12 protein-coding genes and 2 pseudogenes are annotated in these 14,009 nt (G+C 56.6%); 4 read left to right on the top strand and 10 right to left on the bottom strand.

Annotation, left to right across the window (positions count from 1 at the left end; all coding sequences use genetic code 11):
- Positions 1–20: 20 nt before the first annotated feature.
- The 3 genes from IPM21_13285 to IPM21_13275 all read left to right on the top strand — a co-directional run bounded on the left by IPM21_13285 (position 21) and on the right by IPM21_13275 (position 2,873).
- On the top strand, positions 21–554 hold the full coding sequence (locus tag IPM21_13285; protein MBK9164851.1) for a DinB family protein: 534 nt from the start codon (positions 21–23) through the stop codon (positions 552–554).
- Positions 547–1,914, top strand: coding sequence for an FAD-dependent monooxygenase (locus IPM21_13280; GenBank protein MBK9164850.1), 1,368 nt, complete (start codon positions 547–549; stop codon positions 1,912–1,914). Before IPM21_13285 ends, IPM21_13280 begins: the two co-directional genes overlap by 8 nt.
- A gap of 134 nt (positions 1,915–2,048) precedes the next feature.
- On the top strand, positions 2,049–2,873 hold the full coding sequence (locus IPM21_13275) for a cyclase family protein (GenBank protein MBK9164849.1): 825 nt from the start codon (positions 2,049–2,051) through the stop codon (positions 2,871–2,873).
- A gap of 25 nt (positions 2,874–2,898) precedes the next feature.
- On the opposite strand, the gene IPM21_13270 is transcribed toward IPM21_13275, so the two are convergent.
- The 5 genes and pseudogenes from IPM21_13270 to nadB form a co-directional block, all read right to left on the bottom strand.
- Positions 2,899–3,666: a hypothetical protein gene (locus IPM21_13270; protein MBK9164848.1), complete on the bottom strand. Its 768-nt coding sequence runs from the start codon at positions 3,664–3,666 to the stop codon at positions 2,899–2,901.
- Positions 3,663–4,562 (bottom strand): TIGR01777 family protein, encoded by a 900-nt coding sequence (locus tag IPM21_13265; protein ID MBK9164847.1) that lies wholly within the window; start codon positions 4,560–4,562, stop codon positions 3,663–3,665. The genes IPM21_13270 and IPM21_13265 overlap by 4 nt, the downstream gene beginning before the upstream one ends.
- A gap of 4 nt (positions 4,563–4,566) precedes the next feature.
- A complete protein-coding gene (locus IPM21_13260; protein MBK9164846.1) occupies positions 4,567–4,911 on the bottom strand; it encodes a cytochrome c in 345 nt (114 codons plus the stop codon).
- A 9-nt stretch (positions 4,912–4,920) separates the two neighbouring features.
- A pseudogene (locus tag IPM21_13255) lies at positions 4,921–6,520 on the bottom strand (long-chain fatty acid--CoA ligase).
- Positions 6,521–6,586: 66 nt separating this feature from the next.
- Positions 6,587–8,157 (bottom strand): annotated as a pseudogene (gene nadB / locus IPM21_13250) (L-aspartate oxidase).
- 473 nt (positions 8,158–8,630) lie between these two features.
- Between nadB and IPM21_13245 the strand changes: the two are divergent.
- Positions 8,631–9,263: a hypothetical protein gene (locus IPM21_13245; GenBank protein MBK9164845.1), complete on the top strand. Its 633-nt coding sequence runs from the start codon at positions 8,631–8,633 to the stop codon at positions 9,261–9,263.
- A gap of 495 nt (positions 9,264–9,758) precedes the next feature.
- On the opposite strand, the gene IPM21_13240 is transcribed toward IPM21_13245, so the two are convergent.
- From IPM21_13240 to IPM21_13220, 5 genes are all read right to left on the bottom strand, one after another.
- Positions 9,759–10,139: a LysM peptidoglycan-binding domain-containing protein gene (locus IPM21_13240; GenBank protein MBK9164844.1), complete on the bottom strand. Its 381-nt coding sequence runs from the start codon at positions 10,137–10,139 to the stop codon at positions 9,759–9,761.
- An 18-nt stretch (positions 10,140–10,157) separates the two neighbouring features.
- The gene (locus IPM21_13235; GenBank protein MBK9164843.1) at positions 10,158–10,640 is read right to left on the bottom strand and encodes a BON domain-containing protein; all 483 of its coding nucleotides are present in this window, start codon (positions 10,638–10,640) and stop codon (positions 10,158–10,160) included.
- A 180-nt stretch (positions 10,641–10,820) separates the two neighbouring features.
- A complete protein-coding gene (locus IPM21_13230) occupies positions 10,821–11,333 on the bottom strand; it encodes an AAA family ATPase (GenBank protein ID MBK9164842.1) in 513 nt (170 codons plus the stop codon).
- 13 nt (positions 11,334–11,346) lie between these two features.
- On the bottom strand, positions 11,347–12,279 hold the full coding sequence (locus IPM21_13225) for a histone deacetylase (GenBank protein ID MBK9164841.1): 933 nt from the start codon (positions 12,277–12,279) through the stop codon (positions 11,347–11,349).
- Between the two features lie 84 nt (positions 12,280–12,363).
- Entirely contained in the window at positions 12,364–13,827 is a 1,464-nt protein-coding gene (locus IPM21_13220; GenBank protein ID MBK9164840.1) for a hypothetical protein, read from the bottom strand.
- Positions 13,828–14,009: the final 182 nt, after the last annotated feature.

Here is a 14,009-nt window from a genome sequence, read left to right as displayed (position 1 = left end):
TTAGCTGAATTGTCGCCTCAATGACGAACGCAAACGATAGCCAATGGAACGCCCTGGTTGCGACGCACTCGGAGTCGCTTAGTCGATACATTGACATCGCTGCGAACCTCGACGAATCGGCCTGGAATCATCCGGTTGGCGAGGGAAAATGGTCGCCGATGGAGATAACCGAGCATCTTCGGGCAGCTTACGAAGTGCTCATACGCGAGCAGGATACCGGCGTCGGTTTGCGGCCGCGTGGCGGCATATTTTTGCGGACATTTCTTCGCCTATTCGCTCTTCCCTACATCATGCGAAACCGCCGGCTTCCGGCAGGTGCAAAGTCACCAAGCGAGATCCGCCCGGACGAATGTATCGAGGACCGGGCCGAGGCTCTCCGGCAGCTTCGCGACTTCGGTGAAAGATTCGAGGCAAAGTTAACTGCAAAAATGGTGGATCCGCAAGCGAAAATGACCCATCACTTGTTTGGCGATTTCACCCCGGCCAAGGGACTCGAGTTTGTTACAATCCACTTGGAGAACCACACCCGGCAGCTTCCGGCTGAACATGAATAGCAACAGCGTCACGATCATCGGTGCGGGCCTTGCGGGTTCGCTCCTTTCCATCTACCTCGCCCGCCGCGGCTTTAGCGTTACCGTCTTCGAAGCACGCGGCGATATGCGTAATGCGGAGGTCGAGGCCGGCCGCTCGATCAACCTCGCCCTCTCCGACCGCGGCATCGCCGCACTCCGCGAGGTTGGAATGGACGCCTTTATGCTCGCCGAGGCGGTGCCAATGCGCGGGCGGATGATCCACGGCGTCGACAGCGGACAAAAGCTACTGCCCTATAGCGGCCGCGAGGGCGAATACATCAACTCGGTCTCGCGGTCGGGCCTCAACATCGCGCTGATGAACGAGGCCGACAAGTATCCGAACTCAACTTTTATCTTCAACGAGCGGTGCACCGGAATCGAAACCGCAACCGGCGAGGTCAGCTTTGCAAGCGGCCGTACGGTGCGGTCCGATACCGTCATCGCAACCGATGGCGCCGGCTCGCCCGTCCGGCAAGCAATGCAGCGGCAAATGCCCGGCTTCGAATTCTCTTCGCGATTTCTCGACCACGGCTACAAGGAACTTCACATACCGCCCGGCCCCGGAGGCTCGTTCCTGCTTGAAAAGAACGCTCTCCACATCTGGCCGCGGCACCGGTTCATGATGATCGCCCTGCCGAACCACAACGGCAGCTTCACCTGCACTCTTTTCTTGGCTCACAAGTCAGAACCGCCTGAGTTAGCGGGCGGCCAGTCTGAGTGGTCCTTCGAGTCGCTCACCGATTCGGAGAGTGTCATCAATTTCTTCAACACCGAATTCCCCGACGCCGTTCCGCTGATGCCAACGCTTGTCGAAGATTTCTTCGCCAACCCGACCGGCCAACTCGGGACCATCAAGTGCTGGCCCTGGAACGCCGGCGGAAAAGCGCTTCTGCTCGGCGATTCGGCCCACGCGATCGTGCCCTTCTACGGCCAGGGCATGAACTGCTCATTCGAAGACGTCCGAGTGCTCGACGGCCTCTTGTCATCGGCCGGCCAGCCCGACTGGGCCTCAGTCTATGAAGAATATAGTGAACTCCGAAAAGTAAACACCGACGCCATCGCGGGCCTTGCCGAAGAGAATTTCTACGAGATGCGCGACCGTGTTGCCGACCCCGTCTTTCAACGCAAACGCGAACTCGAAACCCGGCTTGAACAAACCGATCCCGATTACTTTTCAAAGTATTCAATGGTCACGTTCCGCGAAGATATGCCCTATTCCGAAGCCCACCGCCGCGGTAACGCCCAAGACGAGCTGTTAATGCAGATATGTTCTTCTGTAGATGACGTTAGCGAACTCGATCTTAATGACGTTGCCGAGCGTCTGCGGCAGTTGGAATTATAGCCTTTAGCTGTAAGCTCTTAGCCGTTAGCTCTCCGGCTAATAGCTAATGGCTTACAGCTTGAGATAAACATGGCGTTCGATATCTCAATTCCGGCTAAAAGCTAATAGCTAACAGCTTAGAGCTTAAAACAAAAATGACGTTCGATATCTCAATTCCGCTAAAGTTCAACGGCCCACAGCCGAATGCCTATGGTGTCGAGCGGGCGCGGTCGGAGCCCGTTCGTGCAGGCAGCCTAGTCGGCGATACGCGGCAGGGCGGGAGCGTGAACTTCGAACAATACACATTTATCCCGCATTGCAACGGCACTCACACCGAATGCGTCGGCCACATCACCAACGAACGCAAATCGATTCGCGATTGCCTGACCGAAATCCTGATCCCCGCGGTCTTGATCTCAGTCGAGCCGTCAGAACCGCCAGTTCCCCTCCTGCCTGAGGAGGGGTGGCCAAAGGCCGGGGTGGAGGGAGCAGCGGGCGGCCAGTTCGGCGGCGACAAAGTAATAGCCAAAGATTCACTAATCGAACGTCTCGCGTCTGTTGAAGATGATATTCCGCATTCCGCACTCCGAATTCCGCATTCAAAGGCCCTGATCATCCGCACCCTGCCAAACACCGACGCAAAACTCTCAGCCGAATATGGCGAGGACAACATTCCGCCCTATTTCACCGCTGACGCAATGCGGCTGATCGTCGAACACGGATTCACACACCTGCTCGTCGATATGCCCTCGATCGACCGGATCTTCGACGACGGCAAGCTCATCAACCATCGAATTTTTTGGAATGTTGAGGAAGGAAGTTTTGAAACGAACCCGGAGACGCGGATGAACTCGACCATCACAGAACTGATCTATGTCCCAAACGAGGTTTCCGATGGCGAGTACATGCTAAATCTACAGATCGCCCCGTTCGACAGCGACTGCTCCCCAAGCCGGCCCTTACTTGTTTCCGCACGGTAAAAATCTACAACGTTGAATTCAATGTTTATCGTGGGCGGGAGGTATTCGATATCCCTTTAGCGATGTGAATGTTGTTCATCGCTAACGCAAGTTCTATTAACTCCACAGCTGTGTTCGGAAGTCGTTTTCGAAATTCTCTTGACTCCCCGGGAACCGCTTGAAGGGTCTTCTTCAGTCGTATGTACGTCGAATTCTCCATTTCGAGGCGGTTTACCTTCTCAGATACAACGATTGACGCAAGTTCGTTGAGTGCCATCGAGTTCAATTCTTCGATGAAATCAAAACCTACACGAATGGTTTTGTTCTCGTTAAGTAACCGAAACTGTTTGTCCAGGAATCGGATTCCATAATCCTTAATGTCCGAGAAGACCTCCGACGCACACCGTATGCACACTTCCAGCGTACCGTCATGGAAATAGTACGCTTCTTCATAGGGAATAATGCCAGTTCCCATTTTTACTGAGACTAGATCTGCGTGGGGATTGATGAGGCCCACATTGTACCCATTGTTGAAAACGAGTTCTGGGTTTAGGCGTGAGGCAACTGAGCAAGAGAACGTTTCGCCCTTCAAAGAAAAGCCCACGTGGAACAGTTCGTTGACCGTGTACTTCCGAAACGTCCTTTGCCGACGAAATGTGTAAAAGCCTTGTCGATAATCCAAAAACTCAAAATCGGGTATCGTTGTCTCGGCAAAATCCAACAGTATCCCTCGAATTTCTCCTCGTTTTATGGCCCTAGTATCCGGTAGGGATGACGAGTTTTCTTTTTGCTTGAATTTATTCAGGAGTTTCACTCAACTGCTTTCTCCAATGCTAACTTCAACTCAGGGTACTTAAACTCAAACCCCGCATCTTCAAGCCGCTTCGGCAGAACCTTTGTTGAATCAAGCAGCAACGCGTCGCCCATTTCGCCGAAGATCATCCCGACCGCAAACTCGGGCAACGGCAGGAACGTCGGCCGGTAGAGCACCTCGCCCAGCGTTTTCGTGAATTGCTCGTTCGTCGCCGGATTTGGCGAGGTCAGGTTCACGGCTCCGCGCATCTTCTCGTTCTCAAGCACAAAAAGTATCGCCCTGATCTGGTCCTCGAGCGAGATCCAGCTCATCCATTGCTTCCCGGAGCCGACCACGCCGCCGACGCCCATCTTGAAGGGCAGAAGCATTGTGCCAAGAGCACCGCCGTCCTTTGATAGCACGATGCCCGTCCGCATCAGAACCGTCCGGATGCCGAGGTCCTCCGCACGTCGCGATTCCGCTTCCCAGTCACGGCAAACCTCGGGGAAAAAGCCGTCGCCTGCCGGGCTCGCCTCGGTCATTTCGTCATCGCCGCGGTTCCCGTAAAAGCCGATCGCCGAGCCGGCAATGAACGCCTTCGGCCGATCCTTTAGCTTGGTAAATGCATCGATCAGCGTCCGCGTCCCGAGCACGCGGCTCTCGCGTATCGCCTTTTTCTTCTCGTCTGTCCAACGAAGCCCGGCGACGTTTTCGCCCGCCAGGTGGATCACGGCATCGAGCCCCTCGAGCTGCTCAAGGTCTTCGTCCCGAAAGCCTTCTTCAACGGTCCACTTGATGTGCCGGTCGTCCTTCGGCTCGCTCCGCGAGGCAAGTAAAAGCTCCCAGCCTTTTTCCCGCAAGGCCTTCTGCAACTCCGTCCCGATCAGCCCGCTGGCTCCTGTGATCAATGCTTTCATAACGCTACTGCCCCCTTAGATCTCGCCTGACCAGATCGACGAGAAGCCTCAGCTCTCGCTCGCTCAATTGCCGTCGAAAGCCGACCATGCCGTTGCCGCCATTGGCGATCTGGTTATAGATCTGTCCGTCGTTCACGGCTTTGAAGTTCCCTTCGCGAAGGCTCGGCACGACCGTTCCGTCGTCGAGCGTTTTGCCGTCGCCTTCCGGTCCATGGCAGATCGCGCAATTTTGCCGATAAAGCGACGCCTCAAACGCCTTGCTTTCGCCGATCACATAACGCCCGCCGCCTCCGCCGAAACACCCTGCCATTCCGATCGCCGCAAATACCGCAGCCGCAATCAACTTCATTCGCAGCATCTAGTGTCCCGCAACCTCTTCCTTCAGCGCACGCTTAAAGATTTTGCCCGTCGCCCCGATCGGCAGGCTCTCTCGAAACTCGACGTACCGCGGATATTTGTTCGCTGCAAACTGCTCGCGGCACCAATCGATGAACGCCGCATCCGAAAGCTGAGCTTGATCTTTCAGCACAAGATAGGCCTTCACTTCCTCGCCGAGCCGTTCGTCCGGCACGCCGATCACCGCACAAAGCGAAACGGCCGGATGCGTCATTATCACTTCCTCAAGCTCTCGCGGATAGATGTTGTAACCGCCGCGGAGGATCATGTCCTTCGTGCGATCAACGATCGAGAGATAGCCCTCTTCGTCCATAATGCCGATGTCGCCCGTGTGGAACCAGCCGTTGCGAAACGCCTCGGCCGTCGCCTCCGGCCGTTTGTAGTAGCCCTTCATCACGTTCGCACCGCGGATAACGACCTCGCCCCGCTCGCCCCGCGGCACCTCTTTGTCCTCGGTATCAAAGCACCGAACGTCCACGCCAAAGATCGCCTGCCCGACCGTTCCCGGCTTTGAGGCCATCTCAAAATGGTTAAAGCACGCAAGCGGCGAGGTCTCCGAAAGCCCGTAGCCTTCCATCACCCGCACGCCGAATTTTGCCTCGAATGCCTTCATCACCTCGACCGGCATCGGCGCGCCGCCCGAGGAACAGACCTTCATCGTCTCTTTGATGCCGCTGATGTCAAAGCCCGTCTCATCGGCAAATTTCAGTAGCGCCCAATACATCGTCGGCACACCAACCCAAAAATTGATACGCTCCTTCGCCATCGCCTCGAGCGTCGATTGCGGCTCGAATCGCGGCAGCAGGACCACGCGGTGGCCGGCATATATCTGCGTATTCATCTGAACGGTCTGCCCGGTCGTGTGGAAAAGCGGCAGCGTTATCAGGCACGTCTTCTGCTCGCCGTCCGTGAAATCAAGCATCGGCAAGTGAACGAGAAACGTCGTCACCACATTCGTGTAAAGATTAAAATGCGTCAGCTCGGCTCCCTTTCGGCTGGCCGGTCGTGCCGGAGGTGTAGAGTATCGCCGCCGTATCTTGCGGTGCGGTCGGATAGGTCTCGAAGGTATCCGGCTGTGTAAAGATAAGCTGCCCGAGCGTTTTGTGCTCCGGAAACGGGCTCGCACCCGCCGGGTCTTTGGTCATTACGATCAGGTCCTTGCAGCTCTCGACCTGATCAAAGCCGCCCTTCACCGCCTGTCCGAGCGGCAGCTCATCCGTGCCTTCAAAAACAAAGACCGCCTTCGCGTCCGAGTCCTCCAGATGATAGGCGACCTCTCGCGGCTTAAAGAGCACGCTAAGCGGCACGACCGCAGCACCGGCCTTCAAAATGCCGTAATAGACCATCGGAAAATACGGGATGTTAGGGCAGCTCAAGGCGACCTTATCGCCGTGGCCGATGCCCATCGCCGTCAATGCATTGGCGACCTTGTTCACCATCACGTTGAGCTGGCCGTAGGACATACGAACGTCGTTCCAGACGATCGCCTCTTTCTGCGGAGAAAGCTTCGCGTGGTGGTCGAGCATCGAAGCCAGGTTCAGTGTTGTGGCTGAATATTCCATTTTTTGTGTCGTTTTCCTTGCGAGATTGTATTTGAATGATACCCGCAAACCGTTGATATATCTACTCTATTCGCCCGGATCAATGCGTTCGGATGAGGTTATCGCGTGCCCGAGCCGCTGGATCGAATGGAGCCGGAACGACTCTTCCTGATCGGGGAAATCCGTCCTGAAATGCCCGCCGCGAGATTCCTCTCGCCAAAGCGCGGCCGCTGCGACCAGGCCCGCAAGCGTCACGAAATTGCGCGACGCCGTGCTCAGGTTCGCCTTCGCGATCTGGTCAAATTCCGCGATCGCACGCCGCAGCGATTCACGGTCGCGCAAGATCCCAACCCGCTCCCACATCACCCGCTTCACCCGTTTCCGCACCGCCGTCGAAAGCGCGGGCTTACGTTTGCTTTCTGCCACCTCATTTCTGGCTTCTGACCGGACACTGACCACCGACAATTGGCCACTGTCGCTCGCCGCGGCCTCGCCCGCTCTCGCACCAAAAACAAGCCCTTCAAGTAGCGAGTTCGAGGCCAGCCGGTTCGCTCCGTGAACGCCTGTGCAGGTGACCTCGCCCGCCGCGTAAAGCCCGGGCAGCGTCGTCCTTCCCCAGAGGTCCGTTCGCACGCCGCCCATCGAGTAATGCGAGGCCGGAGAGACCGGCAGCATGTCTTTCGCGATATCGAGCCCAAGCGCCCGGCAGGTCTCATCGATCTTAGGAAAGCGGTGACGGAGAAATCGCCGTCGAGCGCCGTCATATCCAGAAACACCGTCCGCGAACCTGTCCGCCGCATCTCCGCCACGATCGACCGCGAGACGATGTCGCGTGGGGCAAGCTCGAGCCGTTCGTCGTAGCGGCCCATGAACCGCTCACCCTGCGCATTTCGCAGGATGCCGCCCTCACCCCGCATCGCCTCCGAGAGCAAAAACCGCGGAGCACCCTCGAGGCTCAATGCCGTCGGGTGAAACTGGATGAACTCCATATCGGCCATGTCCGCTCCGGCAAAATACGCCATCGCCATGCCGTCGCCCGTCGCCACCGGCGGGTTGGTCGTGTGCTGATAAAGTTGGCCCGCACCGCCCGTGCAGAGTATTACCGCCTTTGCAAAAACCTCCCGCGGAGCACGCAGTATCGGGTCTAGATAGCGGACGCCCGTGCATCGCCCGTCCGCGGTCAAAAGGCTCTCGGTCGCCGCAAATGGCAAAAGGCTGATCGAGGGTTCGCGGCCCGCTCTCGCGATCAGCGAACGAACGAATTCCGCACCCGTCGAGTCGCCATTTGCGTGGAGTATCCGCCGACGCGAATGGGCGGCCTCTTGCGTAAAAACAAGATTGCCGCCCTCTTTATCGAACTCAGTTCCCCACTCGATGAGCTGCTTTATGTATCGCGTGCCTTCGGTGACGAGAGTCTCGACCGCCCGCTCATCGCAAAGCCCCGCACCGGCGATGAGCGTATCGCCCTCGTGAAGCTCGGCCCGGTCGTCATCCGAAAGGACAACGGCAACGCCGCCCTGTGCATATTCCGTGTTCGATTCGCTCGCCTTGTCCTTTGTCAGCACCGTCACCTGAGCGCCCGCTTCGGCAAGAGCGATTGCCGCCCGCAGCCCCGCGACTCCGCTCCCGATGACGATGAAATCTGTGGACAAGGACATTACCGAAAATGTATCAAATCACGCGGCCAAGTTGCGAGTTTCAAGGCTCGGAGAGCGAGCTTTGACTCGTCGTTCCGCTTCCGGAGCCGCTCACAAGCTGTGAAAATCTTTAACGCGCCCGAGAGAATTCTCGCAGTCGTTGCCAAAGATCCGACCCTGTCCGCGGTCGCGAATGTAACGATTTGTAAAGCACCTCTGGGCCAGGTTCCGAACAAAACTACCTCGCCCCGCGAACCCGAATTTGCTTGCCCTCTAAACCCATTGTGCACAGGCGTTTAACTTACCGTTCGACGGCTCGGTTTCATCCCATTATTTCGGCCTCGGCCGCATGGCATCATGTCGACCGCGAAAAGGTACTTATCTGCCAAACGAGGGAACGTGCATTGCTTTCTAAATAGGCAGACGTGTCGGGGAGGCCTGCAACATTAAGGTCTCCGATCGTTTCCTCAATAGGTTGAGGGAGGTACAAGAAAATGAGACACAAGAACTTACTGGCAGTATTCGTAGTCTTGGCAATGTTGACGGGCTTTTCGCTCACAACATTTGGCCAGGGAAAGGGTCAGCCCAAGAAAGGGCAGGCCACCACACAACAGGATCGCGATCGAGACCAAACCCGTGATCAGGATCGCGATAAAGCTCGCGACCCGGATCAGGACAGGGATCGGGACCGTGATAGGGATCGCGACTATCTCCGTGCCAACGACAAGCAGCGTGATCAGGTTCGGGCCGAACTGACGACCATGGAGCGCAACCGTATGCAGGTTCGCGAAATGATTCAGGAGTGCGGCAATGACGGATTCACGAAGGGCCAAGCCTTGCAACAGCACGAGAGCATCCGGAACCAGATGCAGAACATGGAGCAGGAACACGAGCGAATGAGGCTCGGGCTCAATGCCTATCAAGCACAGAGGTTCCAGAATCAGCTCGGCAAGATCGAGCAGAACCGCGAAATGCTCCGCAATCGTATCCAGATGATGGAGCAGGAAATGAACCGTGGGGAGCTTGATCGCATCCGTCAGCGGAGCCATCTTCGCGAGATGGAAAAAGCGATGAAGAAATGGCAGAAGCAGGTCCGCGATATGCAGAAGCATATGAACGCCGGCTAACTTATTCTCAAACCTCTGCTTTCATTTCTTTCCAAACGCCGCCTTTCCAAACGGGCGGCGTTTTGCGACAAACAAGGTCGGGCTCGTCATCACACAAAAAAAGGGACGATTCAGGTGGAATTACCTGAACGCCGTCCCCATCCGCGACATCTACGACCGCTGGATCAACAAATACGCCAACCACTCCGTCGATGTCCTAACCAAACTAAGCCGCGACCTGGAATCGAAATGATCCGCTCGCCAATTCGTCGAGGCTCTGCCGCCCTATGTGCGGAAAAGTTCCACTTTTCCGCAACTGAGAGAGCTTTATGCGGCTGTGCCGCCGGCGGCGAAGCCGCAAAATAGTTTGCAGCCACAACGGTAAAGCATAGCTTCACCGCAAATAGACAGGCGGAGCCTGAGGGATTCGAAATTCGCGTTTCAAAAACTAGGCGAAAAAAAGGCCGCCACCCGTGAACCGGCGACGGCCTTCGACTTTCTTTCGTTGTCGTGAAACTACATCGGTATCTTCAATTCCTGGCCCGGGTAGATCTTGTCCGGGTGGTTGAGGATGTCGCGATTGTGGTCCCAGATGGCCTTCCACTGGATGCCGTATTCCTTGGCGATCTTTGAAAGATTATCGCCCGATTCGACCGTGTGCGTGTGCATTCCGCCGCCGGCCGCGGCCTCTGCGGTTTGGATATTGAGGACGAAGTCGCCGTCGTTAAATTCCGGATCGAGCCGTGCGTATTCATCCCAGAGCTGCTGCTTCGCCTCGGCGCTCGGAGCGGTTCCGGTGACTATAAGCGTGCCGCCGTTGCCCTCGCTCAGTTCATACGTCGTACCGTTCTGGTTGGCGAGTTCGAGAAGCGTCTGATATTTCTCTTGTAGTGACATTATCTCTTTCCTCCTTGTTTAGCTTCCCTTTTTGAGCTGGTTGTCAATGCCCGTAATGCCCGACTGCATTATCTCCTGAACGCACTCTGCATATTTCGCTTTCGGCACCTCGCCGGTAACCGTTACCTTGCCATTCACGACCGCAACGTTCGCCCCGGTACAGCCCGCTTTTTTCAGGTTCTCAGTGATCTTTCCCGTAAGTGCCGGGTCAGAGGCTGCCGGGGTGGCGACCGGAAGCGGCTTCGTCGTCAGGTTGTTCGTAACCGACTTGATGCCCTCGACCGCACCTGCCGAAGCCTGTGCCTTGTTCTTTACCGTGATGTCGGCAACCTCGCCGGTCAGCGTCGCAACGCCGCCATTGACCGCAACCGTCACACCCGAAACGCCGTCCGCCGTCAGCTTATCCTGAACCGCTTTCTGCAGGTCAGCATCGCTCTTGCCGCAGGCCGCAAGAAACATCATCGCTGCGATGGCCAAAACTGTTAAGTACTTAACTTTCATCTTCCCTCCCATAAGTGTTTCCAAAAAAGATTCAAACGAAATGTTTGCAAAAACGCTATCTTGCCCAAAGCGAACGATAGCCGAAGCTCGGCGATCTTTCTGTGACCTCGGTCAAAATTTGCGTGCCTCTATCTTGTGGCAAATCACCAAATTTATCAACCAAAATCTTTCGCTTGGGCGCTAAAAGACCTCTTCAACTATCTGGCTTGCCACAGCGTAGGATGAAAGCCCGGGCTTTACGATGAAATGCCAGTCGGCAAGGCAATAGATCGCCTGCCTTTCTTCAAATAGCTTAAATGCGGTGTCGCGGTCTTTGGCGAGCGGGCGCTCTTTTCGCGATTTGCGGATGTTTTGCCAGCAGTGTTCAAAGGTGGATTCGAGCCAGACGGTCGTCAGCCCGTTCTGCTTTATCACCTCACGATTCTTTTCGACGGTCCATGTCCCGCCGCCAAGCGAAATGATCTGGGCCGAGGTCTCGCCGAGCAGTTTTACGAGGCTTTCCGACTCTATCTCGCGGTAACGGTCAAGGCCGTCGTCGTTGAGAATGTCGGCGATCTTCCGCTTCGTCTCCTGCTCAATAAAGTGGTCAAGGTCGGCCCTTTCAGAGCCCAAAAGCTTTGAAATATGGCGGGCAACGCTCGACTTTCCGACTCCCATGAAACCGGTCAGGGCAATGCGGGTCTGCTCTGGCATGCCAAAAAGTGTATCACACCGATACACCGCTCGCCCGTTCGCCGAAAAATACGGCCTTCACCGCCCGTATCGTATTGCTATGTATCTCAACGGTTTGCTCGATCTCCGTCGCATAGCCGCCGCTCATTGTCGTAACGATTGGCGTGCTCTCGGCTCGGGCAAATTCGAGCACCATCTCATCCCGCCGCCGAAGCCCTTCGATCGAGAGCCCAAGCCGCCCGAGCTTGTCACCCGCGAAAGGATCCGCCCCGGCAAGGTAAAAAATAACATCCGGCGAATGGACGCGGACCCGCTCAAGAGCACTCTCGAGTGTCGCGAGATATTCGGCGTCTGCCGTGCCGTCCGGGAGTTCGATGTCGAGCGAAGATGCTTGCTTGAAAAGCGGATAGTTCTTCGCCCCGTGCATTGAAAATGTGAATACCGAATCGTCTTCCGCAAATATGAACGCCGTGCCGTCGCCCTGATGTACGTCGAGGTCGATGATCAAAAACCTCTCGGCAAGCCGCTCCCGCTTCAGCACTCTGATCGCGACCGCCACGTCGTTGAAAACGCAATAGCCCTCGCCGCGGTCTGGATAAGCGTGGTGCGTTCCGCCCGCGAGGTTTGAAGCGATCCCCGCCGCAACCGCCTCGCGAGCCGCCATTATCGTCCCCGAGATCGCATGAAACGATCGCCGCACAAGCGACTCGCTCCACGGCAGCCCGAGCTTCCGAACCTCTTTCGCCGTCAGTCGCCCTTCGCTTAGCCGCGTGACGTAATCTTCGGTATGCACCAGCAAGAGATCTTCGACCGCCGCCGGTTCCGGTTCAACTACTTCGTCGCTCCGCAAAGTCCCCTCACTGATCAACCGATCGCGAACCAGCTCGAATTTTCGAATCGGGAACACGTGCCCTTCGCCGATGTCGGCGTAGTAATAGGGCGAATAGAAAAGCTTGTAACCGCTCATTAAACTTAGTTTAGGGACGCGAACCGTATTTCTACAAGTTCGCGCCCCCATTGCGGTGCGGAAGAGCTTTTGAATTAACTGCCCTTAGAGAACATTGCCAAGCGCGAGGCTGACAAGGTCAAAATAGGCAGGCGTTTCCTGATAACCGCCCTGCGACTGCTCGCTGAGCAATGCGTCGCGATAGCCAAGCTCGTAGCCCTCGGCCATCAGCTGACGGCGTTCGCCAAGGCTGACCGAGCACATGCTGTAATCGTCGCCCGCATAGGCGTACGGCTCAGTATAATACTCATCGTAAATGCCTTGCTGCCGGGCATTCTGGCCTTCCATAAGACCCTGATAGTATCCGGTCGCGAGCGTCCGAGCTAACAGATCGCTGACATAGCCGCCCGAGAACTGGTCCGCCAGGCCGACGATCATCGGCCCATATTGCGAGCCGCTCTGTTCGTTGCCGCCATAGTAGCCGGCATCGTCGTAATACGCCTGCTGGTAATTGTTGTCCGCAAAAACGGGCGACGCATACCCCTGATAATTCGCATATTCAGGCTGCGAATTGTACGGCATCGCCGAATCAAATCCCTGCCCGCCGAGAAAGGCTGAAAGCACCGTGCGGAGCAGGATGTCCTTCCAATTGCCGCCGTTGTTGTTGTAGTCGTCTCCGTAATAATCGTCGCCGTAATAATTGTCGTTGTAGCGATCATCCTCGTAGTAGTAACGGTCATCGATCACACCCTGAGGATACTGCCGCGTCTCGTAGTAACCATTCTGGCGGTCGTAGTCATAGCCACGGCTGCGATCGATCGGCTGATTCGTCCACGTCTGCGGTCCGGCCCATGTCGTTCGTCCCGCCCAGATCTGCGGGATACGACGCTCGCGTCGATAATCACGCTGCCGATCTCTGCGAATGACTTGCCGATATTCGCGATTACGTTCCTTCACCGCCTTGCGATACTCCTTCTCATAGCGACGCTCGGCCTTTTCATAATCCTTTTGCTCGCGGCGGATCTCCTGCCGGACGCGGTTCTCCTGCGGCCGCTCGTAATTGCGGTTTGCCCAGTAGGGCGTGCCGTTCGAAGTGCGTGCCGACCGGCGACGCTCATCCCCGCGTCCGCGGTTCTGCCGGTCGCTCCACTCCTGCTGCCGACGCGATTGCTCATCGCTCCGACGCTGTTGCTGGCGAGACTGCCGATCGCTCCACTCCTGTTGACGGCGTGATTCCCAATCGCTCTGACGCTGTTGCTGGCGTGAGTTTTGGTCGCTCTGCGCCTGCTGCCGCCGCGCTTCCATATCGCTCCGACGCTGTTGATCGCGTGAACTTCGATCGCTCTCTGCCTGCTTGCGACGGCCTTCGTCATCGCTCCGCCGCTGCTGGCCGCGAGCCTCTCTGTCGCCTCGTTTCTGTTGCTGCTCAGCCCGGGCCTGCTTTCCGCCGCCCTTTTCGCCGCCGCGGCCTTTGCCGTTGCCGCGTCCTTGAGCGGAGACGTCAGCGGCTCCAATAAATAGAGCACCGCCGACGGCCAATGCCGCCATAATTCCTAATCTTTTACGCATAGGTTTCCTCCAAAAATGCCTGGTCTGAGCGTGGACACCATTGAACGTTGCAACTGCCGTTCCGCTCAAGCATTTCCCAGCAAACCCCGCCAAATGTACCAACTCCCTACACTTCCCCCGCCCGATATCGTGCAATCCACCGATATTTCGTATAGCCCTGCGGGATCGCCGGAAGTTTGAGG

It is taken from the genome of Acidobacteriota bacterium, from assembly GCA_016716435.1.
Lineage (GTDB): Bacteria > Acidobacteriota > Blastocatellia > Pyrinomonadales > Pyrinomonadaceae > OLB17.
The sequence above is the reverse complement of the archived record's forward strand: the minus strand, read 5'-3'. Positions and strand labels throughout refer to the sequence as shown.